General features: G+C 69.6%; 21 protein-coding genes and 1 pseudogene. 15 read left to right on the top strand and 7 right to left on the bottom strand.

The genetic code is table 11. The features are described 5' to 3' along the window. Positions 1 to 111: 111 nt before the first annotated feature. The 5 genes from yjfF to ACZ52C_RS01000 all read right to left on the bottom strand — a co-directional run bounded on the left by yjfF (position 112) and on the right by ACZ52C_RS01000 (position 6,067). Positions 112 to 1,143 (bottom strand): galactofuranose ABC transporter, permease protein YjfF, encoded by a 1,032-nt coding sequence (gene yjfF, locus ACZ52C_RS01020; RefSeq protein ID WP_469072786.1) that lies wholly within the window; start codon positions 1,141 to 1,143, stop codon positions 112 to 114. Further along, positions 1,140 to 2,240, bottom strand: coding sequence for an ABC transporter permease (locus ACZ52C_RS01015; protein ID WP_469072785.1), 1,101 nt, complete (start codon positions 2,238 to 2,240; stop codon positions 1,140 to 1,142). The genes yjfF and ACZ52C_RS01015 overlap by 4 nt, the downstream gene beginning before the upstream one ends. Then, positions 2,237 to 3,775: a sugar ABC transporter ATP-binding protein gene (locus ACZ52C_RS01010; RefSeq protein WP_469072784.1), complete on the bottom strand. Its 1,539-nt coding sequence runs from the start codon at positions 3,773 to 3,775 to the stop codon at positions 2,237 to 2,239. Before ACZ52C_RS01010 ends, ACZ52C_RS01015 begins: the two co-directional genes overlap by 4 nt. A gap of 100 nt (positions 3,776 to 3,875) precedes the next feature. Continuing rightward, on the bottom strand, positions 3,876 to 4,880 hold the full coding sequence (locus tag ACZ52C_RS01005) for an ABC transporter substrate-binding protein (protein WP_469072783.1): 1,005 nt from the start codon (positions 4,878 to 4,880) through the stop codon (positions 3,876 to 3,878). Between the two features lie 143 nt (positions 4,881 to 5,023). Then, positions 5,024 to 6,067 (bottom strand): LacI family DNA-binding transcriptional regulator, encoded by a 1,044-nt coding sequence (locus tag ACZ52C_RS01000; RefSeq protein ID WP_469072782.1) that lies wholly within the window; start codon positions 6,065 to 6,067, stop codon positions 5,024 to 5,026. Positions 6,068 to 6,836: 769 nt separating this feature from the next. Between ACZ52C_RS01000 and ACZ52C_RS00995 the strand changes: the two genes are divergently transcribed. The 15 genes and pseudogenes from ACZ52C_RS00995 (at position 6,837) to ACZ52C_RS00925 (ending at position 25,077) form a co-directional block, all read left to right on the top strand. Continuing rightward, on the top strand, positions 6,837 to 7,994 hold the full coding sequence (locus tag ACZ52C_RS00995; protein ID WP_469072781.1) for a mandelate racemase/muconate lactonizing enzyme family protein: 1,158 nt from the start codon (positions 6,837 to 6,839) through the stop codon (positions 7,992 to 7,994). Next, positions 7,991 to 9,013, top strand: a complete 1,023-nt coding sequence (locus tag ACZ52C_RS00990) for a zinc-dependent alcohol dehydrogenase (RefSeq protein WP_469072780.1) — start codon at positions 7,991 to 7,993, stop codon at positions 9,011 to 9,013. Before ACZ52C_RS00995 ends, ACZ52C_RS00990 begins: the two co-directional genes overlap by 4 nt. A gap of 131 nt (positions 9,014 to 9,144) precedes the next feature. Further along, positions 9,145 to 10,113, top strand: a complete 969-nt coding sequence (locus ACZ52C_RS00985; protein ID WP_469072779.1) for a hypothetical protein — start codon at positions 9,145 to 9,147, stop codon at positions 10,111 to 10,113. A 136-nt stretch (positions 10,114 to 10,249) separates the two neighbouring features. Beyond that, positions 10,250 to 11,362 carry a multiple monosaccharide ABC transporter substrate-binding protein gene (gene chvE / locus ACZ52C_RS00980; protein WP_469072778.1) on the top strand — a complete coding sequence of 371 codons (1,113 nt, stop codon included), beginning with the start codon at positions 10,250 to 10,252 and terminating at the stop codon, positions 11,360 to 11,362. A 32-nt stretch (positions 11,363 to 11,394) separates the two neighbouring features. Continuing rightward, positions 11,395 to 12,945: a multiple monosaccharide ABC transporter ATP-binding protein gene (gene mmsA, locus ACZ52C_RS00975; protein ID WP_469072777.1), complete on the top strand. Its 1,551-nt coding sequence runs from the start codon at positions 11,395 to 11,397 to the stop codon at positions 12,943 to 12,945. Next, the gene (gene mmsB / locus ACZ52C_RS00970) at positions 12,942 to 14,186 is read left to right on the top strand and encodes a multiple monosaccharide ABC transporter permease (RefSeq protein ID WP_469072776.1); all 1,245 of its coding nucleotides are present in this window, start codon (positions 12,942 to 12,944) and stop codon (positions 14,184 to 14,186) included. Before mmsA ends, mmsB begins: the two co-directional genes overlap by 4 nt. 54 nt (positions 14,187 to 14,240) lie before the next feature. Continuing rightward, a pseudogene (locus ACZ52C_RS00965) lies at positions 14,241 to 15,296 on the top strand (aldose epimerase family protein); the annotation flags it as partial. 185 nt (positions 15,297 to 15,481) lie between these two features. Beyond that, positions 15,482 to 17,161 (top strand): pyridoxal phosphate-dependent aminotransferase, encoded by a 1,680-nt coding sequence (locus tag ACZ52C_RS00960; protein ID WP_469072775.1) that lies wholly within the window; start codon positions 15,482 to 15,484, stop codon positions 17,159 to 17,161. Between the two features lie 279 nt (positions 17,162 to 17,440). Beyond that, positions 17,441 to 18,700: an ABC transporter substrate-binding protein gene (locus ACZ52C_RS00955; RefSeq protein WP_469072774.1), complete on the top strand. Its 1,260-nt coding sequence runs from the start codon at positions 17,441 to 17,443 to the stop codon at positions 18,698 to 18,700. A gap of 160 nt (positions 18,701 to 18,860) precedes the next feature. Then, positions 18,861 to 19,850: a phosphotransferase family protein gene (locus ACZ52C_RS00950; protein WP_469072773.1), complete on the top strand. Its 990-nt coding sequence runs from the start codon at positions 18,861 to 18,863 to the stop codon at positions 19,848 to 19,850. Between the two features lie 55 nt (positions 19,851 to 19,905). Continuing rightward, complete coding sequence (locus ACZ52C_RS00945; protein ID WP_469072772.1) at positions 19,906 to 21,444, top strand: BTAD domain-containing putative transcriptional regulator; 1,539 nt, start codon at positions 19,906 to 19,908, stop codon at positions 21,442 to 21,444. Between the two features lie 78 nt (positions 21,445 to 21,522). Further along, positions 21,523 to 22,263, top strand: coding sequence for an SDR family NAD(P)-dependent oxidoreductase (locus ACZ52C_RS00940; RefSeq protein ID WP_469072771.1), 741 nt, complete (start codon positions 21,523 to 21,525; stop codon positions 22,261 to 22,263). A 121-nt stretch (positions 22,264 to 22,384) separates the two neighbouring features. Beyond that, positions 22,385 to 23,197, top strand: coding sequence for an intradiol ring-cleavage dioxygenase (locus ACZ52C_RS00935; RefSeq protein WP_469072770.1), 813 nt, complete (start codon positions 22,385 to 22,387; stop codon positions 23,195 to 23,197). Between the two features lie 470 nt (positions 23,198 to 23,667). After that, positions 23,668 to 24,096, top strand: a complete 429-nt coding sequence (locus ACZ52C_RS00930) for an ATP-binding protein (protein WP_469073399.1) — start codon at positions 23,668 to 23,670, stop codon at positions 24,094 to 24,096. 138 nt (positions 24,097 to 24,234) lie between these two features. Beyond that, positions 24,235 to 25,077 (top strand): aminoglycoside phosphotransferase/kinase family protein, encoded by an 843-nt coding sequence (locus ACZ52C_RS00925; RefSeq protein ID WP_469072769.1) that lies wholly within the window; start codon positions 24,235 to 24,237, stop codon positions 25,075 to 25,077. A 60-nt stretch (positions 25,078 to 25,137) separates the two neighbouring features. Here ACZ52C_RS00925 and ACZ52C_RS00920 read toward each other — a convergent pair whose 3' ends face one another. Next, positions 25,138 to 26,082 carry a sulfite exporter TauE/SafE family protein gene (locus ACZ52C_RS00920; protein ID WP_469072768.1) on the bottom strand — a complete coding sequence of 315 codons (945 nt, stop codon included), beginning with the start codon at positions 26,080 to 26,082 and terminating at the stop codon, positions 25,138 to 25,140. Between the two features lie 163 nt (positions 26,083 to 26,245). Next, positions 26,246 to 26,704, bottom strand: coding sequence for an RrF2 family transcriptional regulator (locus ACZ52C_RS00915; protein ID WP_469072767.1), 459 nt, complete (start codon positions 26,702 to 26,704; stop codon positions 26,246 to 26,248). Positions 26,705 to 26,746: the final 42 nt, after the last annotated feature.

Below are 26,746 nucleotides of genomic sequence, written 5' to 3'. Positions count from 1 at the left end.
CCGGTGGAGGTCAAGCCCGACCATTCGCCGCGTTGTCGGCGAACGCCGCGCGGCCCGCCGCACGTTGTGTGCGACGGACCGCGGGAACCGACGTGCCGTGAACCCCTCGGCTCAGGTCTGCTTACGGGCCGTCATGGCCCGCTGGATCAGGATGAACGCGCAGAGCAGCACACCGGTGGCGATCTTCGTCCACCAGGAGCTGAGGGTGCCCTCGAACTGGATGATGCTCTTGATCAGGCCCAGCACCAGGACACCGAAGAGGGTGCCGATGACATAGCCGGAGCCACCCGTCAGCAGGGTGCCGCCGATGACCACCGCAGCGATGGCGTCGAGCTCCATGCCGACGGCGTGCAGCGGGTCGCCGGACTGGATGTACAGCATGAACAGCAGGCCGGCCAGCGCCGAGCAGAAGCCGCTCACCGTGTACACGGCGATCTTGGTGCCGCCCAGCGGAAGTCCCATCAGCAGCGCCGACTGCTCGTTGCCGCCGATCGCGTACACACGGCGGCCGAAGCGCGTGTAGTGCAGTACGTAGAAGGCGAACGCGAGGACGGCCAGGGCCACGAGGGCGCCGATCGACAGGTCCCCCAGCCCGAGGGGCACCCGGGTCTGGGCGAGGCTGCTGACCGTGGAGTCGCTGATGGAGATGGACTCCTTGCTGATGACCAGGCACAGGCCCCGGAAGAGGAAGAGCCCGGCGAGGGTCACGATGAACGGCTGGATCTCGAAGTTGTGGATCACATAGCCCATCAGGAAGCCGCCGAACGCGCCCACGCCGAGGGCGAGGGGGACGACCACGATCAGGGGCAGGCCCTGACGCTCCACCAGCCAGGCGGTGAACATCGTGGTGAAGCCGATCAGCGAGCCCACCGACAGGTCGATGCCGCCGGACATGATGACGAAGGTGGCGCCCACCGCGGCGACCAGCAGATAGCCGTTGTCGATGAACAGGTTGAGGAACACCTGCGAATCGGCGAACCCGTAGTTCTGGTACCGGCTGAGGCCGGTGATGTACATCGCGAGGAACAGGGCGGCCGTGACCAGGACCGGCAGCCGCCGGTCACCGAGCAGGCGGGTGACCGCGGACACCTGGGACGCGGTACGGCCCTCCGGCGCCGTGGGTGTCTTGGTGGTCGCGCTCATCGCGACACCTCCATCTTCGGGGCGGCGTCGGCCGGGGTGGCGGGCTCCGCCGGGACGGCGGGCTTGCCGCGGCCCTTGGCGCCGAAGACCTTGGCCCGGAACTTCGGGGACTGAAGCAGGCAGACGACGATGACGACGGCTGCCTTGAAGACCAGGTTGGTCTGGGTCGGCACGCCGATGGTGTAGATCGTGGTGGTCAGGGTCTGGATCACGAGGGCGCCGATCACCGTGCCGCCGATCGAGAACCGGCCGCCGAGCAGCGAGGTGCCGCCGATGACCACCGCGAGGATCGCGTCCAGCTCGATCCACAGACCGGCGTTGTTGCCGTCCGCGGCCGAGGTGTTGGAGCTGATCATCAGGCCGGCGATGCCCGCGCACAGGGCGCAGAACATATAGACCATGATCTTGATGCGCCGGGACCGGATGCCCACCAGGCGGCTGGCCTCGGCGTTGCCGCCGACCGACTCGACGAGCAGTCCGAGCGCGGTCTTCCGGGTCAGCGCCACGGTGACGGCGACGACCGCGGCCACCACGAAGATGGAGAACGGCAGCGTCAGCCAGTAGCCGCCGCCGATCAGCTTGTACGGCTCGCTGTTGATGGTGATGATCTGGCCATCGGTGATCAGCTGGGCGACACCGCGTCCGGCGACCATGATGATCAGGGTCGCGATGATCGGCTGGATGCCCATGCGGGCGACCAGGAACCCGTTCCACAGACCGCACAGGACCGCGGCCACGAGCCCGATCCCCATGGCCAGGAAGACCCCGGCAAGCGCGTTCTGGTCGGCCTGGTCGCTGATGTACGAACAGGTCAGGGCGCCGGTGATGGCGACGACCGCGCCGACCGAGAGGTCGATGCCGCCGGTGGCGATGACCAGGGTCATGCCGACGGCGACCAGGATCAGCGGCGAGCCGAACAGCACGATCGAGACGAGGCTGCCGTAGAGGTGGCCGTCCGTCATCTTGATCGCGAAGAAGTCGGGCGTGAAGGGGACGTTGATGAGCAGCAGGGCCACCAGGACCGCGACCGGCCAGAACAGGTGGTGGTGCGTCAGCGCCCGCCAGCGGGAGGTGGTGGCTGCGGATGGGGTGCTCACTGGTGTTCTCCGCTCGCGATGGTCTCCAGGATCTTGCTGGTGGTGATCTCCGGCCCGTTGGTGAGCCGGGCCACCAGCTTGCGGTCGCGCAGGACCCCGATGGTGTGGCTGAGGCGGAGGACCTCCTCCAGCTCGGCCGCGATGTAGAGGACGGACATGCCGTCCTCGGAGAGGGAGACGACCAGTTTCTGGATCTCCGCCTTCGCGCCGATGTCGATGCCGCGCGTCGGCTCGTCCAGGATCAGCAGCTTCGGCTGGGTGATCAGCCAGCGGGCGAGCAGCACCTTCTGCTGGTTGCCGCCGCTGAGCTGGCCGACCCGGGCCTCCGGGTTGGCGGGGCGGATGTCCAGCGCCTTGATGTACTTGGCGACCAGTTCGTCGCGCTGACTCGTCGGGATGGGCCGGGTCCAGCCGCGGGACGCCTGGAGGGCCAGGATGATGTTCTCCCGGACCGTCAGATCGGGGATCAGGCCCTCGGCCTTGCGGTTCTCCGAGCAGAACGCGACCCCGGCGCCGATGGCGTCGTTCGGGGCGCTCATCGAGACCTGCTTGCCGCCCACGGTGACCTTGCCGCTGTCGGGCTGGTCGGCGCCGAAGAGCAGCCGGGCGAGTTCGGTGCGGCCGGAGCCGAGCAGACCGGCGAGGCCGACGACCTCGCCCTTGTTGATCTCCAGGTCGAAGGGGGCGATGCCACCGGTCCGACCGAGGCCCTCGGCGGCGACCAGGGTCTCGCCGACGTCGGAGCGCAGCTGGTGCTCGTGCAGCTCCTCCAGCTGGTCCAGGGCCTTGCCGATCATCAGCTCGATCAGCCCGACCTGGTCGAGGTCACGGACCATGTGCTCGCCGACCAGGGTGCCGTTGCGCAACACCGTCATCCGGTCGCAGATCTCGTAGATCTGGTCCAGGAAGTGCGAGACGAAGAGGATGGCGACGCCCTCGTCCCTGAGCCGCCTCATCAGACGGAAGAGTTCGAGGACCTCGTCGCGGTCGAGGCTGGAGGTGGGCTCGTCCAGGACGAGCACCTTGGTGCCGGAGCCCTCGCCGTCGCTGTCGCCGGTGCCCACCGACCGTACGATCGCGACCAGTTGCTGCACGGCCAGCGGGTACGCGGACAGGGGCGCGGTCACGTCGATGTCGAGGCCGAGGCGGTCGACCAGCTCCGCGGCCTCCTTGCGCATCCGCTTCCACTGGATGCGGCCCCCGCGTGTGGGTTCACGTCCGATGAAGATGTTCTCCGCCACCGAGAGGTTGGGGCAGAGGTTGACCTCCTGGTAGACCGTGCTGATGCCGGCCTGCTGCGCCTGCAGCGGGCTGCCGAACAGCACGGACTTCCCGTCGAGGGTGACGGTGCCGCCGTCCAGGGAGTAGACCCCCGTCAGCACCTTGATGAGGGTGGACTTCCCCGCTCCGTTCTCGCCCATCAGGGCGTGGATCTCGCCGGGGAAGAGCCGGAAGTCGACGCCCGACAGAGCCCGTACCCCCGGAAACTCCTTGACTATGCCCGTCATCTCCAGGACGGGCCGCGGCTCTGCCATGAGCAGCGCTCCTCTTGACATGGGTTCAGGCCCGCGGGGAGCCTCCCGGACCGGGGCGTGCCCGGTCCCCTGGAGGCTCCCTGCCGGTGGGGCGAGTGGGTCAGTACTTACGGGTGGGGAGCGCGTCCTTGGCCTGGTCCTGCATGAAGTCGCTCTCCTCGGTCTTGATCCAGCGCTCGACCTTCTCGCCGTTCTTGACCTTCTGCACGACGTCCATCAGCTGGGGGCCGAGCAGCGGGTTGCACTCGACGATCGCGTTGATCTTGCCTTCGGACATCGCGATGAAGCCGTCCTTCACACCGTCGACCGTGACGATGAGGATGTCCTTGCCGGGCTTCTTGCCGGCCGCCTCGATGGCCTGGATGGCTCCGAGGCCCATGTCGTCGTTGTGCGCGTAGAGGACGTTGATGTCCGGGTTGGACTGCAGGAAGGCCGCCATGACCTGCTTGCCGCCGGCGCGGGTGAAGTCACCGGTCTGGCTGACGACGATCTCCCAGTCGTCCTTGTGCTCGGCGTCCATGACCTCCTTGAAGCCCTTGGCGCGCTCGATCGCGGGGGCGGCACCGGTGGTGCCCTCCAGCTGGGCGATCTTCACCTTGCCCTTGTGGCCGGCCTTCTCCAGGACCTTCTCCAGGATCTTGGCGGCGCGGCGGCCCTCGTCGGTGAAGTCGGAGCCGACCAGGGTGACGAACAGGGACTCGTCGCTCTCGACGGAGCGGTCGGTCAGGACGACGGGGATCTTCGCGGCCTGGGCCTCCTTGAGGATGGCGTCCCAGCCGGTGACGACGACCGGCGAGAAGGCGATGACGTCCACCTTCTGCGCGATGTAGCTGCGGATCGCGGAGATCTGGTTCTCCTGCTTCTGCTGCGCGTCGGAGAACTTGAGGTTGTAGCCCGCCTCCTTCGCCGCGGACTTCACGGAGTCGGTGTTGGCGCTGCGCCAGCCGCTCTCGGAGCCGACCTGGGAGAAGCCGAGGGTGATCTTCTTGCTGCCGCCGGAACCGGAGTTGCCGCCGGAGCCCTCGTCCTCCTTGGCACAGGCCGCCAGGGTGCCCGCCGCCGCCACGCCGATCGCCGCGCTCAGGAAGTTCCGTCTGTTGAGCATGTTTCTTCTCCTTTGAAGAGCCGGTCCGGGGACGGACCGTTGGTACTCATGGGGACCGGCCGCACTGCGTCCAACCTGTCGATCATTGTTCGAAATGTCGGCCACACCGATGAATGAATGACGTTCGTTTGTTCGGTTCCGCGTCAGCCCGGCGCGGTCCCCGAGAGGGGCCCGTACGGGAAGGTGCTGGCGCGGACGACGAGCTGGGGTTCGATGGCGACCCGGGAGACGGACGGGGCCCGTCCCTCGATGAGGTCCAGCAGCAGAGCGATGCTCCGCTGCCCCACCGTGGCGAAGTCCTGTCGGACGGTGGTGAGCGGCGGGGCGAAGAACTCCGACTCCGGGATGTCGTCGAAGCCGACCACCGCCACGTCCTGCGGGGTCCGTACGCCCGCCTCGCGCAGGGCCCGCAACACCCCCAGCGCCATCTGGTCGTTGGCGACGAAGACGGCGGTCAGGCCGCGGCCCACCCAGCCGGCCAGTTCCTGGCCCGCACGATAGCCCGAGAGCGGACTCCAGTCACCCCGCAGCGGCTGCGGCGGTTCGACGCCGGCCTCCTCGAGGGTGGCCCGCCAGCCGGTGGTCCGGTCGACGGCCTCCTGCCAGTACTCGGGTCCGGCGAGGTGCCAGACCTTCCGGTGGCCGGCGGCGAGCAGATGGCCGGTGGCCAGCCGCGCGCCGAGGTGTTGATCCACGTTGACGCTCGGGATCTCCGCACCGGAGCCGGTGCCCACGGCCACCACCGGGACGGGGTGCCGCAGTTCGGCGAGGGCGGCCACCGCCGACCGCTGCGGGGCGAGGGCGATCACCCCCTCCACCCCACCCTCGATGAGACGGTCCAGGGCCTCGGACAGTGCCTGGACGGTCGGTTCGCGCAGACTGACCGTCGAGACGAGGTAACCCTCGGCCCGTGCCGCCTCCTCCAGCGCGAACAACGTGCTGGCCGGGCCGTAGAGCGTGGTGTTGGAGGCGACCACGCCCAGGGTCTGGGTGCGCCTGGTCGCCAGGGCCCGTGCGGAGAAGTTGCGGCGGTAGCCCATCTCCTCGATCGCGCGGAGCACCTTGGCCCGGGTCTCGTCCCGCACGTTGGGGTGGTCCCCCAGCACGCGGGAGACGGTCTGGTGAGACACCCCTGCCTGGCGGGCGACATCGGCCATGGTGGGCGGCCGCAGCTGCGCGTGTGTCACGGCCGCACCTCCTTGGCGGTCGTCTGCCGATAAGACCCGTGTCGTGGAGGCGCTCTCCCGCGCCGCCGGTTTCATAACGGAAGTCCGGAACGCCCCAGGACATCCACGGGGAAGACGAGTTGACGCATAGCCGACACGACGCTCGTACCTCCTTGGCTGCCGTCGGGCGATGAGTGGTGCGTTGCGGAGGTCATTGTGAGCGCTAACAATTCCCGGCGGTCAAGAGGGCTGCGACAGAGAAGGCGGTCACGTTTGAGTAACGCGACGGGTGGCACGGGTCACGACGGCGTCGATCGAGCCCACCGACCTGCGGGGCAACAGGCTTTTGGCCCGATCACGCCGACGAGAGTCGCAGCGAGGCCGCTTCCGGGCGCGCCGTCCGGCCCGAACGTCCAGGCAGGGCCCACATTCCGGCACCTCCACCGGCCGGCGGCGACCGAAACCCGGGGCCCCCGGCACGTCCGGAAATCGCCGCGCCGCCCTCAACTCACCACGGACGCAACGGACATCACGACCCCCGCTCCAGGCCTCTTGGACGTCCGCACCCCCGTCAAGGACACCGCTCACATCCGTGCGCCGCGCGCCGCGTCAGCCCGGCCCCGGATCACCCCGTACCGTTCCGGGGGCGCAGGTCGCGCAGGTCGCCCCGAACCGTTGTGTGTTCACCCCATTGACACCCCGACCGGGTCGTCTTTACTGTCACGACCAGAATTTCGAACGAGCGACGAAATTTCGAACAAACCACGAACTACAGAGGGCAGGGAGTACCGTGCGCATCACGGGAATCAGCACGCACGTGGTCGGGACGCCGTGGCGAAACCTGACCTACGTCCTCGTGCACACCGACGAGGGTCTCACCGGAGTCGGCGAGACCCGCATGCTGGGCCATACCGACGCGCTGCTCGGCTATCTTCACGAGGCGAAGACCAACCACATTCTCGGCTCCGACCCGTTCGCTGTCGAGGATCTGGTCAAGCGCATGAAGTACGGCGACTACGGGCGCGCCGGCGAGATCGTGATGTCCGGCATCGCCGTCATCGAGATGGCCTGCTGGGACATCAAGGGCAAGGCCCTCGGTGTCCCGGTCTGGCAGCTGCTGGGCGGCAAGGTCACCGACAAGGTCAAGGCGTACGCCAACGGCTGGTACACCACCGAGCGCACGCCCGAGGCGTACCACAAGGCGGCGCGGGGCGTGATGGAGCGCGGCTACAAGGCGCTCAAGATCGACCCCTTCGGGACCGGCCACTTCGAGCTGGACCACGAGCAGAGCCTGTACGCCGTCTCGCTGATCGAGGCCGTGCGCGACGCCATCGGGCCGGATGCCGAGCTGATGCTGGAGATGCACGGCCGGTTCTCGCCCTCGACCGCCGTGCGGCTCGCCAAGGACCTCGCGCCCTTCAAGCCCGCGTGGCTGGAGGAGCCGGTGCCGCCGGAGAACCTGAAGGCGCTGGAGAAGGTCGCCGCCAAGGTCGACATGCCGGTGGCCACGGGTGAGCGGATCCACGACCGGATCGAGTTCCGCGAGCTCTTCGAGAGCCAGGCCGTGGACATCATCCAGCCGGACGTCGGCCACATCGGCGGCATCTGGGAGACCCGCAAGCTGGCCGCCACCGCGGAGACCCACTACATGCTGGTCGCGCCGCACAACGTGGGCGGCCCGGTGCTGACGGCGGCCTCCCTCCAGGTCGGCTTCACCGCCCCGAACTTCAAGATCCTCGAGCACTTCAACGACTTCGCCGACGCGGACATCAAGAAGGTCGTCTCGGGTGCCCCGGAGGTCGTGGACGGCTACTTCCACCTCTCCGACAAGCCCGGCCTCGGGGTCGAGCTGAACGTGGAGGCGGCGGCGGAGTTCCCGCAGCAGCAGGCGCGCTTCGACCTGTGGGCCGAGGGCTGGGAGCAGCGCAAGCCGAAGGGGACCAAGTGACCGCCTCCCCCGACGCGGCCACCGCCGTCGTCATCGAGGCACCGGGCGAGCATCGGCTCGTCCCGCACGAGGCCCGGCCGCCGGAGGCCGGCGAGGCCCTGGTCCGGGTGCACGCCTCGGGGATCTGCGGAAGCGACCGTGAGGTCTTCCAGGGGAACCGGCCGGAGGGGTACGTCCGCTACCCGCTCACCCCGGGCCACGAGTGGTCCGGGACGGTCGTCGAGGTCGGCGCCGGCGTTCCTTCAACTCTTGTAGGGCGCAAGGTAGTTGGCGAAGGATTCCGGAACTGTCAGGTGTGCGACCGCTGCCACGCGGGCGAGACCACCCTGTGCTCCGCGGGGTACGAGGAGACCGGGTTCACCCAGCCCGGCGCGATGGCCACGACCCTCACCCTGCCTGCCCGTCTGCTGCACGTCCTGCCGGACGACGCGGATCTGACGGCGGCGGCGCTGCTGGAGCCGGCCGCGTGCATCGCGGCCGCCGCGCTGAAGGCGAACGCCGTTCCGGGTGAGCGGGTCGCCGTGGTGGGGACCGGGACGCTCGGGATGTTCGCCGTTCAGTTCTTGAAGGCGGCCTCTCCCGCCGAGCTGCTCGTCGTGGGCACCCGTCCGGACCGCGCGGAGCTGTCGAAGCGCTTCGGCGCGACCGACTTCCGGACCAAGGAGCAGGAGCTTCCGGGCGACTTCGACGTGGTCATCGAGACCGCCGGGTCCGCGGACGCGGCGCGCACGGCCGCCGCGCTGCTGCGGCGCGGCGGGCGGCTGGTCCTGACGGGCATCCCGGCGCCGGGCGCGGACGGGCTCGACCCGACGGATCTCGTCGTACGACAGCTGGAGGTGCACACGGTGTTCGGCGCGGCGCCGGACGCGTGGGCACACACGGTGCGGGTCTTCGGAGCCGGACTGCTGGACCCGCTGCCGCTCGTCACGCACGAGCTGCCGCTGGCGGAGTTCCCGCAGGCCATCGAGCTGGTGGGGTCCGGCGACCCGACGGTCGGCAAGGTCCTGCTGCGGCCATGACACACCCCTGAGCCGTACGCCGGTACGGGGTACCTGACGACTTCGTACCGGCGTACACCCAAGAGCTTTGTGCACCAAGAGCCGCGAACCTCGTCCGAAATATCGAATCTGACCAGCCAGAAGGACAGCTTGTGACCGACACCACCGCTCCGGCGCCGCGCCGACCCGGCGAGCAGGCCCTCACCGCTCTCGGGCTGAACGCACCCGCCCTCGACCCTTCCGACGCCTCACCGCACACCTTCCCCGGTGGCGGCCGCTGGCGCACCGAGGTGCCCTCCGTGGAGGGGCCCGAGGCGCTCGCAGTCGTCCTCAAGGAGGCCTCGCGGCTCGACGTGCCGATCCACCGGATCAGCCAGGGCAGCGGCGTGTGGATGCTCACCGACGCCGAGATCACCGAGATGGTGGAGGCGACGGCCGAGCGCGACATCGAGCTCTGCCTCTTCACCGGCCCGCGCGGCACCTGGGACATCGGCGGCTCGACCCGTACCGACTCCAAGGGCGGCGGCCTGCGCGCCCGGGGCCACGACGCGGTCGCCGGCTGTGTCGAGGACGCCGTGCGCGCGACCGAGCTGGGTGTGAAGTGCCTGCTCGTCGCCGACGAGGGCGTGCTGTGGACGCTGCACCGGGCGCGTGTGGAGGGGATCATCCCGGCCGACACGACCTTCAAGGTGTCGGCGCTGATCGGACCGGTGAACCCGACCGCGTACGCCGTGTACGAGAACCTCGGCGGCGACTCGATCAACGTGCCGAGCGACCTCACGCTCGACCACCTCACGGAGATCCGGCGGATGTCCGGCGCGCCCATGGACATGTACATCGAGGCGCCCGACGACCTCGGCGGTTACGTCCGGATGTACGAGGTCGCCGAGCTGATCCGGCGCGGCGCGCCGATCTACCTGAAGTTCGGCCTGTCGAAGGCCCCCGGGATCTACCCCTACGGCAACCACATGCGCGACCTGACGCTGGCCACGGCCAAGGAGCGGGTGCGGCGCGGCCGGCTGGCCCTGGACCTGCTGGCGCGGCACGGAGCGGACGGGCAGATGGCTCCGCTGGGCTCCCGGCTGCCCGGCGAACTGAAGCGATTCGGAAATCCCTCATAACGAAGCGGACAACTGTCTTCACAGAAGAAGACGCAGTCACACAGAATCCCCCACATCTCCTCTGGCATCTTTCGGCTCATGAAGCGCCGTCCTCGCCAGAACGTTCCAGGCCTTCAAGACATCAAGGATGATGATCATGCGCACTCGCCGAGCCGCACTCGCCGCCATAGCCTCCGCCGCCTCTCTCGCCCTCACTCTGTCCGCCTGCGGCCAGAGCGGTCAGGGTGGCAGCAAGGAGGAGAGCGACAGCACCGGGGACGCGACCATCGGCATCTCGATGCCGACCAAGTCCTCCGAGCGGTGGATCGCCGACGGCAACAACGTCGTCGCGGACCTGAAGTCCAAGGGCTACAAGACCCAGCTGGTCTTCGGCGAGGACGACCCCGCCAAGCAGGTCTCCCAGATCGAGAACATGATCACGCAGGGCGTGAAGGCCCTGATCGTCGCGGCGATCGACAACAAGTCGATGAACAACGTGCTCCAGCAGGCCAAGGACGCGAACATCCCGGTCATCTCCTACGACCGTCTGATCCTCGGCACCGAGAACGTCGACTACTACGCCTCCTTCGACAACGAGAAGGTCGGCGAGCTCCAGGGCAACTACATCGTCGAGAAGCTCGGCCTCAAGGACGGTTCCAAGAAGGGCCCGTTCAACATCGAGCTGTTCGCCGGATCCAACGACGACAACAACACCCGCTACTTCTTCAACGGCGCGATGAGCGTCCTCAAGCCGTACATCGACAAGAAGCAGCTGGTCGTGAAGTCCGGCGAGACCGACATCACCAAGGTCACCACCCTGCGCTGGGACGGCGCCACCGCCCAGCGCCGTATGGACGACATCCTGACCAAGGACTACAAGACCGGCAAGGTCGACGCCGTCCTCTCGCCGTACGACGGCATCTCCATCGGCATCCTCTCCGCGCTGAAGTCCGACAGCTACGGCTCCAAGGACAAGCCGCTGCCGATCGTCACCGGTCAGGACGCCGAGGTCGCCTCGGTGAAGTCGATCATCGCGGACGAGCAGTCGATGACCGTCTACAAGGACACCCGCGAGCTCGCCAAGGTGGCCTCGAACATGGTCGACGCGCTGCTGAACGACAAGAAGCCCGAGACCAACGACACCGAGACCTACGACAACGGTTCCAAGGTCGTCCCGGCGTACCTCCTCGAGCCGGTCGCCGTCGACAAGACCAACTACCAGAAGGTCGTCGTCGACTCCGGCTACATCAAGGCCGGCGACCTCAAGTAACCGCCGGCATCAACTGATTGGAAGGCACGACCATGGCGGGACCCGTCCTGGAAATGCGCTCGATCGTCAAGACCTTTCCCGGCGTCAAGGCGCTGTCGGACGTCACCCTGACCGTCCGCCAGGGCGAGGTCCACGCCATCTGCGGTGAGAACGGCGCCGGGAAGTCCACCTTGATGAAGGTGCTCTCCGGCGTCCATCCGCACGGCAGCTACGAGGGCGAGATCCTCTTCGAGGGAGAGGTCTGCGAGTTCAAGGACATCCGCGCGAGCGAGCAGCGCGGCATCGTCATCATCCACCAGGAGCTGGCGCTGTCGCCGTACCTCTCCCTGGCGGAGAACATCTTCCTCGGCAACGAGCACGCCAAGGGCGGGTTCATCGACTGGCGGGAGACCCTGCGGCACGCGACCCAACTGCTGCGCAGAGTCGGTCTCGACGACCACCCCGAGACCCGGGTCACCGACATCGGTGTGGGCAAGCAGCAGCTGGTGGAGATCGCCAAGGCCCTGTCCAAGAAGGTGAAGCTGCTCATCCTGGACGAGCCGACCGCCGCCCTGAACGACGAGGACAGCGGCAAACTCCTCGATCTCATCCTGGAGTTGAAGAAGCAGGGCATCACCTCGATCATCATCTCCCACAAGCTCAACGAGATCCGCAAGGTCGCCGACTCGGTGACGATCATCCGCGACGGGAAGTCGATCGAGACCCTGGACGTGAAGTCCGCGGAGACCACCGAGGACCGGATCATCAGCGGCATGGTCGGCCGCGATCTCGACAACCGTTTCCCCGACCGCACCCCGCACAAGACGGAGGTGGGCGCGGCACCGGCCCTGGAGATCCGCGACTGGACCGTGCTCCACCCCATCGACCAGCAGCGCAAGGTCGTCGACGACGTGTCGATCCAGGTGCGGCGCGGCGAGATCGTCGGGATCGCGGGCCTGATGGGCGCCGGCCGCACGGAGCTGGCGATGAGCGTCTTCGGCCGGACCTACGGCCGCTACGTGGGCGGCACGGTCCTGAAGGACGGCACCGAGATCCGTACGAAGTCGGTCGCCGAGGCCGTCAAGCACGGCATCGCGTACGTCACCGAGGACCGCAAGCACTACGGCCTCAACCTGATCGACACGATCAACCGGAACATCTCGCTGACCGCCCTGAACAAGGTCGCCAAGCGGGGCGTCGTCGACGAGCACGAGGAACGCCAGGTCGCCGAGCGCTACCGCAGGACCATGAACATCAAGGCACCGACGGTGTTCGAGCCGGTGGGCAAGCTGTCCGGCGGCAACCAGCAGAAGGTCGTCCTCAGCAAGTGGATCTTCGCCGGTCCGGACGTGCTGATCCTGGACGAGCCGACGCGCGGTATCGACGTCGGTGCCAAGTACGAGATCTACACGGTGATCGACAAGCTGGCCGCCGAGGGCAAGGCGGTCGTCTTCATCTCCTCCGAGCTGCCGGAGCTCCTCGGGATGTGCGACCGCATCTACACCATGGCGGCGGGACGGCTGACAGGCGAGTTCTCGCGTGCCGAGGCCACGCAGGAATCGCTGATGCGCCAGATGACGAAGGACAAAGAGGTAACCCGATGAGCACGGATGTGACCGCCAAGAGCCCGGCCCCGGCGCCGCCGGGCGGCACCGGATCGGCCACGGGCGGCGGCCTGTTGCAGTTGATGCTGGACGGCATGCGCCGCAACATGCGGCAGTACGGCATGCTGATCGCCCTCGGTCTGATCGTCGCCTTCTTCGCGATCCTGACCGGCGGCGACCTGCTGCTGCCGCGCAACGTCTCCAACCTGGTGCTGCAGAACAGCTACATCCTGATCCTCGCGATCGGCATGATGCTGGTGATCGTCGCGGGCCACATCGACCTCTCGGTCGGTTCGCTCACGGCCTTCGTGGGTGCCTTCGCGGCCGTACTGACGGTGCAGCAGGACGTGCCCTGGCCGCTCGCCGTGGTCCTCTGTCTGATGGCGGGCGCGGCCGCGGGCGCGGCCCAAGGGTTCTTCATCGCGTATCTGGGCATACCGTCGTTCATCGTCACCCTCGCCGGCATGCTCGTCTTCCGCGGTGTGACCGAGATCCTCCTGGAGGGCCAGACCCTCGGCCCCTTCCCCAAGGGTCTGGAGAAGATGGGCAACGGCTTCCTGCCCGAGGTCGGCCCCACCACGAACTACCACAACATCACACTGCTGCTGGGCTTCACGCTGATCGGCTTCGTGATCCTCCAGGAGATGCGTGACCGCAAGCGCCAGCAGGAGTTCGCCCTCGACGTGGCGCCGCGCAACATCTTCCTGCTGAAGCTGGTCGCGATCTCGGCCGCGCTCCTCACGGTCACGATGCTGCTCGCCAGCTTCCGGGGCGCGCCGATCATCCTCCTGGTCCTGGGTGCGCTCGTGGTCGGCTACGGCTATGTGATGCGCAACTCCGTCTTCGGTCGGCACATCTACGCGATCGGCGGCAACCTGCCGGCCGCGAAGCTCTCCGGCGTGAAGGACAAGAAGGTCACCTTCCTGGTCTTCGTCAACATGGGCGTGCTCGCGGCGCTGGCGGGTCTGGCGATCGCCGCCCGCCTCAACGCGGCCTCGCCGAAGGCGGGTCTGAGCTACGAACTGGAGGCCATCGCCTCGGCGTTCATCGGCGGCGCGTCCATGAGCGGCGGTGTCGGCACCGTCCTCGGCGCGATCATCGGTGGTCTCGTCCTCGGCGTGCTGAACAACGGCATGAACCTCCTCAGCATCGGCACCGACTGGCAGCAGGTCATCAAGGGCCTGGCCCTGCTGGCGGCCGTCGGGTTCGACGTGTGGAACAAGCGCAAGAGCGGTTCCTGACACACCGGAAGGGGGCCCCGCCGACGGGCGGGGCCCCCTTTTTTTCATGAAAGTGGGGCGCCACCCGTGAAGGAACTCTTCGGCAGGCTCGCCGACGGGACCGAGGTCCACCGCTGGTCGCTGGAGAACGGCGGCACACGGCTGAAGGTCCTGTCCTACGGCGGGATCGTGCAGTCACTGGAGGTGCCGGACGCCGAGGGCCGGTACGCCAACGTCTCCCTCGGGTTCGACACCCTCGAGGAGTACGTCGCCGACTCCCCGTACTTCGGCGCGCTGATCGGCCGGTACGGCAACCGGCTCGCCGGGGGCCGTTTCACCCTGGACGGCGTGCCGTACGAGCTGTCCGTCAACGACGGCGCCAACAGCCTGCACGGCGGCGCCGGCGGCTTCGACAAGGTCGTCTGGCGGGTCGAGCCGTTCGAGCGGGACTCCGAGGTCGGGCTGCACCTGACCCACACGAGCGCCGACGGCGACATGGGCTACCCGGGCACGCTCGACGTGAAGGTGACGTACACCCTCACCGCGCGGGGCGAGTGGCGCGTCGACTACGAGGCCACCACCGACCGGACCACCGTCGTCAACCTCACCAGCCATGTGTACTTCAACCTCGCGGGCGAGGGCAGCGGCTCGGTCGGCGACCACCGGCTGACGATCGCCGCCGGCCGCTACACCCCCGTCGACCCGGGCCTCATCCCCACCGGTGAGCCGGCCGGGGTCGAGGGCACCCCCTTCGACTTCCGGACCGGCAAGACGATCGCCGAGGACCTCCGCCGGGCCGACCCGCAGCTGCTGTACGCCAAGGGCTTCGACCACAACTGGGTCCTCGACAAGGGCGTCACGGCCGAGCCGGAGTGGGCCGCCACGCTCACCGACCCGGCGTCCGGCCGGACGCTGAGGATCTCGACGACCGAGCCGGGGCTGCAGTTCTACTCCGGGAACTTCCTGGACGGCACGCTCGTGGGGCCCTCCGGGACGATCTACCGGCAGGGCGACGCGCTCTGTCTGGAGACCCAGCACTTCCCGGACTCGCCCAACCAGCCGACCTACCCGTCGACCGTGCTCCGACCTGGGCAGACGTACCGCTCGACGACGGTCCACGCGTTCGACTGAGGTCCGGCCGACAGCCCCGCCGACGCCGTCTTCACAGCTCGCTCACAATTTCCCGCCAAATCCTCGGTGGTTGAACAGCGCCACCCGAGCCTCCGTATGTAGGGGCGGCCCGTGCTCCCCGCGCGGGCCGCCCTTAGTCGTCGGACCCGGTCGTCCCCAACGGGTCCGCCCCCTACGGAGGTTCCATGGCCGACAACGTCACCTCGTTGTTCCGCAGCACTGCGGCGCACAGCCCCTCGATGGCGGCGCTGACACGTGAGGGCGGCGACGGTGCGGGTCCGGTGGACTTCTGTATCCCCTGCAACCCCTACTTCCCCACCCCCGCCATGTTCGACGACATGGCGAGCAAGCTGCGCGACATCATCACGTACTACCCGAGCAGCGCGGACACGATCACGTCCGAGCTGTGCAACCTGCTCCAACTGCCGCCGCAGTGCGTGGCGATGGGCAACGGGTCCACCGAACTCATCACCTGGCTCGACCACTTGATGGTCCGGGAGTCCCTCGCCGTCCCCGTCCCCACCTTCGGCCGCTGGACCGACCAGCCGATGGAGACCGGCAAGCGGGTCGACATGTTCCCGCTCCAGGAGTCCAGCGGCTTCGCCCTCGACCTCGCGCAGTACGCCGAGTTCATCCGGGCCCGCGGCACCAGGGTCGCCGTCATCTGCAACCCGAACAACCCCGACGGCGGCTTCCTCCACCGGCACGCACTGGTGCAGTTCATGGACGCGATGGCCGACCTGGACCTGATCGTCATCGACGAGTCGTTCCTGGAGTTCGCCGACGCCGAGTCCGAGCCGTCCACGGTCCAGGACGCGGTCATGCGGCCCAACGTGGTCGTGCTGCGCAGCCTCGGCAAGAACTTCGGCCTGCACGGCATCCGCTTCGGCTACCTCGTCGCCAACCCGGCGCTCGCCGGCAAGGTCCGCTCGATGCTGCCGAAGTGGAACCTCAACTCCTTCGCGGAGCACGTGGTGTTCATGCTGAAGAACCACGGCGCCGAGTACATGGAGAGCCTGCACCAGGTCCGCCGGGACCGGCTGGACATGGCCCGCCAGCTCTCCGCCCTCCCCGGGCTGACGGTCTACCCGTCGCAGGGGAACTTCCTCTTCGTGCGCCTGCCCGTGGGCGCCGAGGGCACCGTGGTCCGCGACCGGCTGCTCACCGAGCACCGGATCCTGGTCCGCGAGTGCGGCAACAAGGTCGGCTCGTCCAGTCGCTTCCTGCGACTCGTGGTCCGGCCCCAGGTGGACGTGCGTCGCCTGGTGTCCGGCCTGGAGTCGGTTCTCTACGGGTCCAGGAGGGGAGCCGCCGTACCCGAGCTGAGCACCGGGACCAGCTACAGCTCGGGTACGGCGGCCGTGGACCGGCTGATGGGCGAGACCAGCGGCACCGGCATGCAGAACCTCGCCGCGCAGGCCATGAGCATGCCGACCCCGGCCCCCGCGTCCTCCATGCAGTTCGCGTCCCCGGCGCCGACGCCCGCCCCGGCCCCCGCGCAGGCGCCCGCTCCCGCCGCCGCGTCCATGCAGTTCCCGTCCCCGGCCCCCGCGCCGGCCGCCGCGTCCATGCAGTTCCCGTCGCCGGCCCCCGCGCCGGCCCCGATGCCGATGCCGGTGCCGGTCCCCGCGCCCGCCCCGGCCCCGATGCCCGCCGCACCGGCGGCCTCCATGCCGGCCCCGGGCCTCCAGCCGGTCGCCCAGACCGGGATGCCCGGTCTCGCGGCCGCCGCCCAGGGCCGCCGTTCCATGGGCGCGGCCCAGGGCCTCACCGCCGCCCAGGTACGCGGCCGCACCCAGCCGGAGCCCCTGGAGGAACCCCAGGGGTGGCCGGCTGCGGGAGGGGTCTACAACCAGGTGGGCTGAGCCTCGCCTCCCGGATGACATCACGTCGACGCCCCCGACGGGCCCCGCACGGGCCCCCGTCGGGGGCGTCGGCCTGTGGTGGGCCGAGTGAACGGCCCCGAGTGAAGACCCTGGCGCCGATTCCGTACTTCCTGCCGGCGAGGGGACATCCCGGTCGTTCCGGGCCGCCGTCACGCCGTCGGAATCAAAACGCAACGCCCGCGGCCCCGTACCCACCGGCACGCACCATACGATCAAGCCCGATCACGACTCCTGTAGGAAGCTGGAAGTGGGTGGACCGTGCGCCACAACGCCCGGACGATCGTGGCGGTCACAGCCGCGCTGGGACTCACGGCCGGGCTCTCCGGCTGCGGCGGCGACGCGGACGCGGAGTCGGGGGCGGTCTCCCTGACGGTCGTCGCGACCAACTACGGCGACAGCGTCCACAAGAACTCCGAGGGCTACTGGGACCGGGTGGTGCTCGCGTTCCGCGCCGAGCACCCGGGGATCGACGTCGACGTCCAGGTCCATGACCCCGACGAGGTCGACGAGAAGGTGGCCGAGCTCGTCGAGCGGGGCGAGGCACCGGACATCGCGCAGACGGACAGCTACTCCGAGTACGCCGCGCGCGACCTCCTCTACAGCGCCGACGAGGTGCTGTCGGTCCCCGTCCAGGCCTCCTTCGTCCGAAGCCTCGCCAACGCAGGGGAGCTGGACCGCGCCCAGTACGGCATGCCCTTCACAGCGAGCACCCAGCTGCTCTACTACAACAAGGACCTGTTCGCCCGGGCGGGCCTGGAGCCCCCGAAGACCTGGGACGAACTCACCGCCGACGCACGGGTGTTGAAGGCGCAGGGCGTGAAGTACCCGATCGCCGTGCCGCTCGGCCCGGAGGAGGCGGAGGCCGAGACGCTGATGTGGCTGCTGGCCGGCGACGGCGGCTACACCGACTCCACCAACCGCTACGACATCGCCTCCGCCGCCAACGTGGCCACACTGACCTGGCTGAAGGAGGACCTGATCGGCGAGGGTCTCACCGGCCCGGTCCCGCCCGGCGACCTGAACCGGGCGGACGCGGTCGAGGCCTTCCTCACCGGCGAGGCGGCCATGGTCAACGCGCCGCTGTCGCTGATCCGCCAGATCGACGACTCCTCCGACTCCGTGCCCTACGGTGCCGTACCGCTGCCGAGCCGCGACGGCGACGAGACGCCGACCATGGGCACCGCGGACTGGGTCGTCGCCTTCCGTGACGACGACCACCGCACCGCCATCGGCCAGTTCCTCGACTTCCTCTACACCGACAAGTACGTGACCGAGCAGGCCGCCGAGTACGAACTGCTCCCCGTCACCACGTCGGCCGCCGACGCGATGCGCGCCGACAAGGCCCACAAGCCGCTGTGGAAGGGCCTCGACACCCTTCAGAACCTCCGCCTCTACCCCGTCGCCGAGACCAACTGGTCCGAGGTGGCCACCGAGATCCGCCGCCGGATCGGCAAGGCGGTGACTCCGGACGGCAACCCCCGCGAGGTGCTGGAGTCGATCGCGAGGACGGCGCGGTAGCGGCCGGTTTCGCGTGGAGGCCGGTGCGCGTACAGGCCGGTGCGCGTACAGGCCGGTCCCCGTACAGGCCGGGTCCGCGCCTGCGGGAACAAACCGATCGCCCTCGCACCGGTGCTCCCGTAGGGTGCGCGGGTTGTCCCGGCGAGAGGCGGTACGGAACATGGCACCCGGTGTGCTGACGAGGGAGCGGCTGGCGAGCGCGGCGCGGGCCGCGCTGGGCGGTGGGCGACGGCTGGCGGCGGTCGAGCGGCTCGCCGGCGGCAGCAAGAAGGGCGTGTACCGCCTGGTGATGGACGACGCGTCGACCGCGGTCGCCTACCTGTGGGACGACGCCGAGAACTACTGGCCGGCGGCCGAGGGCGACGACGACCTCACCGACCCGTTCTCCCCCGGCCTCGGGCTCGAACTGTTCGAGGCCGCGCACACGCGGCTGGACGCGCTCGGTGTCCGCGTCCCGGCGATCCGTCTCGTCGACCGCGACGGCATCCACGGCCCGGCCGATCTCGTGATCGTCGAGGACCTCCGGGGCGAGAGCCTGGAGGAGCTGCTCGCGCGCGACCGGCGGGCGGCGGCTCCGGTCATGGCCCGGCTCGCGGAGTCGCTGGAGGCGATGCGGGGCCACCGGGCACCGGCGTACGGCAAGGCGGCCGTCGTCGACGCGGGCGGAACCTCACGCGGTACGTCGTGCGAGGGTGTGGTCCTCGACCGCGCGCTGCGGGACCTCGCGGAGGCGGCCTCCCGTGATCCGCGGATCGCGGGTGCGCGGGACCGGCTGGAGGAGCGGCTGCTGCACCTGGCGGCGGCGGTGCGGCCGCGCGCGGAGTACGCGGTCGTGCACGGCGAACTGGGGCCCGACCACGTCCTGGTGGACGCGGACGGGAACCCCGTGGCGATCGACATCGAGGGCCTGATGTACTTCGACGTCGAGTGGGAGCACGTGTTCCTGCGGATTCGGCTGCACGACGACTACCGGCCGCTGTGGGTGGCCGACCTGGACGAGGACCGGCTCGCGCTCTACACGCTCGCTCAGCGCCTCTCGCTGACGGCGGGGCCCCTGCGGCTGCTCGACGGCGACTTCCCCGACCGGGCGTTCATGGCGGGCGTCGCCGAACACAACCTGCGCCAGGCACTGGAGCTGCTCCACGTCTGATCCCCGGGCCGTTCAGGAGGGAAGCAGGCGATCCGCGTGCGCGTTGTGCTGTCGCATGAGCCTGCGATTCTCGCTGATGGGACCGGTACGAGCCTGGCGCGACGAGGAGGAGATCGAGCTGGGGCCACGCCAACAGCGGGCGGTGCTGGCGGCGTTGCTGCTGAACAACGGCGTCCGGCTGAGCAACGACCAGCTGATCGGCATGGTCTGGGACGACCCGACGCCGAGCGCGGTGATGGCGTTGCGGACGTACGTGTACAAGATCCGCAAGGCGCTCCCGGAGCTGGACCTGAAGTCCAGGGACGGCGGGTACACGGCCCGCGCGGAGATCGTCGACGACTGCGGCGGCGAGCCCCTGGAGGGCCTCCGGGGCGCCTACTTCGACGCCCAGCGGGTGCGGCTCGGCGACCGCCGGCTCAAAACGCGCGAGGACTGCCTCGAACGCCGGCCGGACGTGCTGGAGCTGGAGGCCCACGTCGCCGCCTTCCCCCTGAGGGAGCGTCCCCGCGCCCTCCTGATGCGCGCGCTCTACCTGGAGGGCAGACAGGGCGAGGCGCTCGACCACTACCACCGGGCGCGCGCCCTGCTCGGCGAGGAACTCGGCCTCGAACCGGGGCCGGAGCTGCGCAGGGTCCATGCGCAGATCCTCAGCGGCGAACTCACCGTGCCGCGCAGACCGGAGCAACTGCTGCCGGACCTGATCGACTTCACCGGGCGCGCCGAGGAGATCGCGCGGGCGCTGCGGACGCTGCCGGGCACCGTGGGCATCACCGGTATGCGGGGCAGTGGCAAGACCGTGCTGGCCACCCGGATCGGCCACCTCGTCAGGGGCCGCTTCCCGGACGGGCAGATCGTCGTCAGGGGCGAGAACGTCGCCGGTGAGCTGTTGCGGGCGGTCGGCGTGGAGAACCCGGTCGGCGACAAGGCAGCGCTGTGGCGGGAGAAGGCGCGCGGCAAGCGGTTCCTCGTCGTGGTCGACGACGTGCGGGACGCGGAGTCCGTACGCGACCTGGCCACGCCCGGCTCGGCGATGATCCTCACGAGCGTCCGCCGGTTGCACGAGCTGCCGGGTGTGACCTGGGTGCAGATCGCCGGGCTGACCGAGCGGGAGGCGCGGGAGTTCTTCCGCCGGACCATCGGACCGGCGCGCGCGGACGCGGAACCCGAACAGGTCGGGGTGCTGCTGGAACGCTTCTCGCGACTGCCGGCCCCGATCAGGGTGGTCGCCGGCAAGCTCGCCTCGCGCCCCGACTGGACGATCGGGATGTTCCTCGCGCAGCTGGACCGGGCGAGCAAGCCCACCGGCACGCTCCCGTCCGACTGCGTCGCGATGCTGGCGCCGATGATCGACGCCGACCGGCGGCTGAGCGACCCGGAACGGCACCTGCTCCTGTGCTTCGCGCGCCAGGACACCGAGATGATCGACTCCCACGAGGCGGCGCGGATGTCCGGGGCCGACCCCGGCGAGATCGAGCGGATGCTGGAGTCGCTCGCGGGGGTCCACCTCATCGAGCCGCTCGTGCTCGGTCGCTACCGGCTGCCGCGGTTCGTGCGCCTCTACTTCGTGCTGCGCACGCCGGCGCTGACCGGTTGAGGTGCGCACTCATGCCCTGGCCAGGCGGTATATACGGAATTTATGCGCCGACGATCCGGCGGGGCCACCGTTGCGGGCATGTCGACCAACGAACTCAAGGGCAAGAAGGCACTCGTCACCGGCGCCACGTCGGGCATCGGCCGCGCGATCGCGGTCAGGCTCGCGGAGGCGGGTGCCACCGTCTATGCGACCGGGCGCAGGGCCGAGCTGGGCAAGGAGACCGTCGAGCTGATCGAACGGGCGGGCGGCACGGGCCACTTCGTCGTCGCGGACGTCGGGAACATCGACGAGGTCCGCAGGCTCGCCGAGGAGGTCGGCGAGGTGGACGTGCTCGTGAACAACGCGGGTGTCTTCCCGTTCTCGCCGACCCCCGAGCAGTCGCTCGACGACTACGAGCGGATCTTCGACGTCAACGTCCGTGCGACCTACTTCCTCACGGCCGCGCTCGTGCCGGCCATGGTGGCGAGGAAGAAGGGCGCGATCGTCAACGTGTCGTCGATCGCCGGGCAGGTCGGCACCGCGGTGGGCTCCGTGTACAACGCCTCCAAGGCCGCGATGGACGCGCTGACCCGGTCGTGGGCCGTCGAGTTCGGCGCGGCGGGAGTGCGCGTCAACTCCGTGGCCCCGGGCCCGATCCGTACCGACATGGCCGTCGACACTGCGGGTGAGATCTTCGAGACGTTCAGCCAGAACACGCCGCTCACCCGGGCCGGCGAGCCCGAGGAGATCGCCGAGGCGGTGGCGTTCCTGGCCTCCGACAGGGCCGGCTACATCACCGGTGCGGTGCTCCTCGCCGACGGGGGTTACCTCGCGACCTGAGGTGACCGTCGGGAGTCGTCCGCCGTCCGTCAACTCACTTGTCCTACAAGGAACTTGACGGTAGCTCACTTTACCGAACTGACAGCGGGGGGACAGCTTCCGCTTCTACAGTGCCGTGTTCATGACAGACACTTCAGCGCCACCAGAGGCATCAGTGCCCCCAGAGGCAACCGAGGCGACCTCGGTCGGACGCCGGACCGTCCTGATCGCCACCGGCGCCACGGCCGCCACCCTGGCCGTCGGCGCCGCCGCCACGCCTGAAGCCCCCACAACCGCGGCGGCCGACACCGGGGACACCACCCCGGTGGCCGCCGCGGCCGTCTGCACCCTCACGAAGGAGATGACCGAAGGCCCCTATCACCTCGACGGACAACTGGTCCGCGCCAATATCAGGGAGGACAAGACCGGCTTCCCGCTCCAGCTGACGCTCACCGTCGTCGACGACGACACCTGCGCCCCGCTGGGCAACGCCCTCGTGGAGGTCTGGCACTGCGACGTCCTCGGCGAGTACTCCGGCTTCGTCGGCGACAACGGCCATGACGAGCCCGACAACGGCACGTTCCTGCGCGGCGCCGTCCTGTCGAACGCCGGCGGCGTCGCACGGATCACGACGGTCTACCCCGGCTGGTACCGGGGACGGTGCGTCCACATCCACCTCAAGGTGCACACCGACGTCACGCTCACCCCCGACGGCTCGTTCACGGGCGGCCAGGAGCTCCACACCGGCCAGCTCTACTTCTCCGAGACCGTCACCACCCGCGTCGCCGCGCTCTCCCCCTACTCGGCGAACCGGGTCCCCCGCACCACCCTCGCCCAGGACCCGATCTACGACGACAGAGGCGCCGCGTCCGGGCTCCTCACCCTGACGGCCCTGGGCACCTCACCGACGGCCGGGTACGCGGGGTCGCTGACGGTGGGGGTGGAGACCGGCTGACACGGCAGACCCCGGCGCGACGTCCGGGGCGTCGGCCGTGACACGCCGTCGGCTCCCTCCCAGACCGTGCGGGAGGGAGCCGACGGGTGTCGGGACCCCTCTCTCTGATCGATCGACGGAAACCGATCAGCAGAGGTCGAGCGAATCCGATCACCATCCGATCGAATTCATACGGTTACGACCAGGCGTGATGTCCTCTCGATCCGCTGGGTACTCATCGGGCGAGCACGGCTAGCGTGGGCGAGGTGCGGCAGTTCGCCTTTGACTCCCAACGACCCGTGTCCGTGCCCATCGACACCCATCGAGAGGAGGCGGCCGTGATGCCGGGCGGGGAGAGGAAGAGTGGCGCCGGGGCGACCGGAACGATGGGCGCCGGGACGACGGGCGCGGGTGCCAGCGTGGACGCGGGTGCCGCCGTGGAGGCGGGTGCCACCGTGAATGCGGGTGCCACCGTGGAGGCGGCCGGCGCGGTGGGCGGCTCCGGCGGCGAGGTTTCACCCCTCCCTCCCGAAACGCTGCTGCTGAAACGCCACTTCACCGGAGAGAACCTCCCCCAGGTGCGCGTCCAGGTCGAGGACACGGCCGCCGCGGCGGGCCTGGGCGGCGTACGGCTCGGCGAGTTCACCCTCGCGGTCAGCGAGATCGCGGCCAACGCGGTCGAGCACGCGGGCGGTCAGGGCCGCCTCGAACTGCGCCTCCTCCCCCACGAACTGGAGTGCCGCATCACCGACGACGGCCCCGGCTTCACCCCCGCCATCCCGGAACTCCTCCCCGGCCTCACCGACACCTGCCCCGGCCGCGGCCTCTGGCTGGCCCACCTGGTCACCGACCGCCTGACAGTGACGACGGCCATGAGGGGAGCGGGCGCGGAGGTGACACTGGCCGTACGGCTGGGGTGAGGCCACGGGTTCCCCCTGCTCCTGGAGCCCGTGGAGGTGGAGAGGCGCCTGGCCTGCAACAATGCTCCTGCCGTACTGCGCGGGCGCGTGCAGAGCACTGAACTCGTGGACCCCGCAACGTGATTCGGGGAGGGCGTCATGGAGCCGTCGGAGCTCCGCCGGGCGGTCGAGGCGGGACGGGCGACCGCTGCGGGCCTCGGCCTTCAGGTGGACGATGTGGTCGTCGTCCACGATTCGGACCGGGTCGCGCTTCGCCTGGCTCCGTGCGACGTGCTGGTTCGGGTCGCGCCTGTGGGGCACCTGGCCGATTCCGAGTTCGAAGTGGAGGTCGCCCGCCGTCTCGCCGATGCCGGGGCTCCGGTGGCGGAACTCGATCCCCGGGTCGAGCCCCGGGTCCAGGTGCGTGATGCCTTCGCCGTCTCGCTCTGGACCTACTACGAACCGGTGGGAACGGAGATCGCGGCGCCCGATTACGCGGACGCGTTCCTGCGACATCATGCCGCCCTGCGCCGGATCGCTCTGGACGCACCGCATGTCACCGATCGAGTCGCCGCGGCACTCAGAGAGGTGAACGACCGGGAGCGCTCCCCCGAGCTGCCCGATTCCGGCCGCGAACTCCTCAGCGCCACACTCAGCGAGCTGAGCACCGAGATCAGCGCGGAGAAGGCCGGCGAACAGCTGCTGCACGGCGAGCCGCATCCGGGCAACCTCCTCAGCACATGGCGTGGCCCGCTCTTCGTGGACCTCGCCACGTGTTGCCGTGGACCGGTGGAGTTCGACCTCGCCCATGCGCCCGAGGACGTGGCACAGCACTACGCGGGGGCCGACCACGGCCTGATCCAGCGGTGCCGTGCCCTGAACTGGGCGATGTTCTCGGCCTGGCGATGGCGCCGGGACGACCAGATGCCCGACCGGGAGCAGTGGAGGGTGGAAGGGCTCAGCCGGGTCCGTGCCGCACTCGACCGCGGCGAACCGGGCTGAACTCGGGACGGAACTCCGGAGCACCCCTGACCCTGGCGGCACGGCGGCCCGGCCCGGCTGTCAGCGACGGGTCGCCAGCGGCTCGTCGTGGCTGGTCACGCCGTCCTTGGCGGCTCCCAGGGGCGCGGGGGCGTTCGCCGGCCTCTCCTTCAGATGCTCTCGGATCGAGTACGTGAGCGCCGCCGCCCACAGTGCGTACACCGTCACATAGACCATCGTGCTCACCGTTCCCGACGCCGCGATCCAGTCGCTGTTCAGCAGGGTGCGGGTGTTCGTCGCGATGATGACGCCGCCCACCGCCGAACCCAGTACGCGCGGCGGGACCAGGCGGACCAGCCACGCGGCGATCGGCGCGGCGATCAGGCCGCCCAGGAGGAACGCGGTGACCCAGGCCCAGTCCAGGCCCTGGGAGCCGAGGGAGAAGAGGAAGCCCAGGCTCGCGGCGACCGCGACGAGGAACTCGCTCGTGTCGATGGAGCCGATCACCTTACGGGGTTCCATGCGGCCGCTCGCGAGGAGTGCCGGCGTGCCCACCGGGCCCCAGCCGCCCCCGCCGGTCGCGTCCAGGAAGCCCGCGACCAGGCCCAGCGGGGACAGGAACCGCTTCCGCAGCGGTCGGCCGAGGCGTCCCCGGGGCAGACCGCGCAGGGTGAAGCGGGACAGGACGTAGAGGCCGAGGCCGAGGAGGATCAGCGACATCATGGGGCCCGCGGCCTCGGTCGACAGCGACGAGAGGACCGTCGCGCCGAGGAACGCGCCCACCGCGCCCGGCACACCGATCCTGGTGACGACCTTCCAGTCCACGTTCCCGAACCGCCAGTGCGAGGCGCCCGACATCAGGGTCGTGCCGATCTCGGCGAGGTGCACCGTGGCCGACGCGGCGGCCGGGTTGGTGCCCATGGCGAGCAGCAGCGTCGTCGAGGTCACGCCGTAGGCCATGCCCAGGCTGCCGTCCACGAGCTGTGCGCCCAGGCCCGCCAGCGCGAGCAGTACCAGCGTCCGCATGCGTCCTCGTCCCGTCTTCCGTCGCCGCCGCCGTTCCCCGGCTTTCCCACCGGTTGAGTAGGGATGAGCCGAACGGCAACGGTACGAGATCGAGCTGAGGAAAGGCTGAGGAGGAGGTGACGATCCTGTGCACGGGGACCGGGCGGGACTTTCGAAACACCCGCTAGGGGTTCTCCCAGGCCGCCGGCTCCGCCGCCAGCTCCTTCACCGGCTCGGGCAGCGCGTTCGCCGCGATGTCGGCCACCGTGACGCCCTCCAGGATGCGGCGGACGTTGGCCCGCAGCGCGATCCACAGCGGCAGCAGCGGCTCGGCGGAGCCCGTGTAGGTCAGGCCGGTGGGCCGTTCCCCGCGCACCGACACGATGGGGCCGTCCACCGCCCTGATGACGTCGGCGACGGTGATCGCGGCGGCGTCCCTGGCGAGTCGGTAACCGCCGCTGCCGCCGCGCCGGCTGGTGACGACGCCGCCCCGCCGCAGGTCCCCGAGGATGCCCTCCAGGAACTTGTGCGGAATCTCCTGCACGGTCGCGATGACTTCCGCCTTCACCGGACCGCTGTCCTGCCGTACGGCGACTTCCAGTACCGCGCGTACGGCGTAATCCGCCCGTGCCGAGATCCTCATGGCCCACATTGTCGACCACGCGTGCACCACGGCGGTCCCGCG

The organism is Streptomyces sp. NPDC034049, from assembly GCF_055575575.1.
This window is presented reverse-complemented; position numbering and strand designations above follow the sequence as displayed.

What these genes read in the sequence shown, in the direction of transcription:
- ACZ52C_RS01005 (WP_469072783.1), bottom strand. Translation starts at nt 4,880, where the DNA reads ATGCTCAACAGACGGAACTTCCTGAGCGCGGCGATCGGCGTGGCGGCG.
- mmsA (WP_469072777.1), top strand. Translation starts at nt 11,395, where the DNA reads ATGGCGGGACCCGTCCTGGAAATGCGCTCGATCGTCAAGACCTTTCCC.
- yjfF (WP_469072786.1), bottom strand. Translation starts at nt 1,143, where the DNA reads ATGAGCGCGACCACCAAGACACCCACGGCGCCGGAGGGCCGTACCGCG.
- ACZ52C_RS00950 (WP_469072773.1), top strand. Translation starts at nt 18,861, where the DNA reads ATGGCACCCGGTGTGCTGACGAGGGAGCGGCTGGCGAGCGCGGCGCGG.
- chvE (WP_469072778.1), top strand. Translation starts at nt 10,250, where the DNA reads ATGCGCACTCGCCGAGCCGCACTCGCCGCCATAGCCTCCGCCGCCTCT.
- ACZ52C_RS00920 (WP_469072768.1), bottom strand. Translation starts at nt 26,082, where the DNA reads ATGCGGACGCTGGTACTGCTCGCGCTGGCGGGCCTGGGCGCACAGCTC.
- mmsB (WP_469072776.1), top strand. Translation starts at nt 12,942, where the DNA reads ATGAGCACGGATGTGACCGCCAAGAGCCCGGCCCCGGCGCCGCCGGGC.
- ACZ52C_RS01010 (WP_469072784.1), bottom strand. Translation starts at nt 3,775, where the DNA reads ATGGCAGAGCCGCGGCCCGTCCTGGAGATGACGGGCATAGTCAAGGAG.
- ACZ52C_RS00960 (WP_469072775.1), top strand. Translation starts at nt 15,482, where the DNA reads ATGGCCGACAACGTCACCTCGTTGTTCCGCAGCACTGCGGCGCACAGC.
- ACZ52C_RS00935 (WP_469072770.1), top strand. Translation starts at nt 22,385, where the DNA reads ATGACAGACACTTCAGCGCCACCAGAGGCATCAGTGCCCCCAGAGGCA.
- ACZ52C_RS00915 (WP_469072767.1), bottom strand. Translation starts at nt 26,704, where the DNA reads ATGAGGATCTCGGCACGGGCGGATTACGCCGTACGCGCGGTACTGGAA.
- ACZ52C_RS00940 (WP_469072771.1), top strand. Translation starts at nt 21,523, where the DNA reads ATGTCGACCAACGAACTCAAGGGCAAGAAGGCACTCGTCACCGGCGCC.
- ACZ52C_RS00925 (WP_469072769.1), top strand. Translation starts at nt 24,235, where the DNA reads ATGGAGCCGTCGGAGCTCCGCCGGGCGGTCGAGGCGGGACGGGCGACC.
- ACZ52C_RS00945 (WP_469072772.1), top strand. Translation starts at nt 19,906, where the DNA reads ATGAGCCTGCGATTCTCGCTGATGGGACCGGTACGAGCCTGGCGCGAC.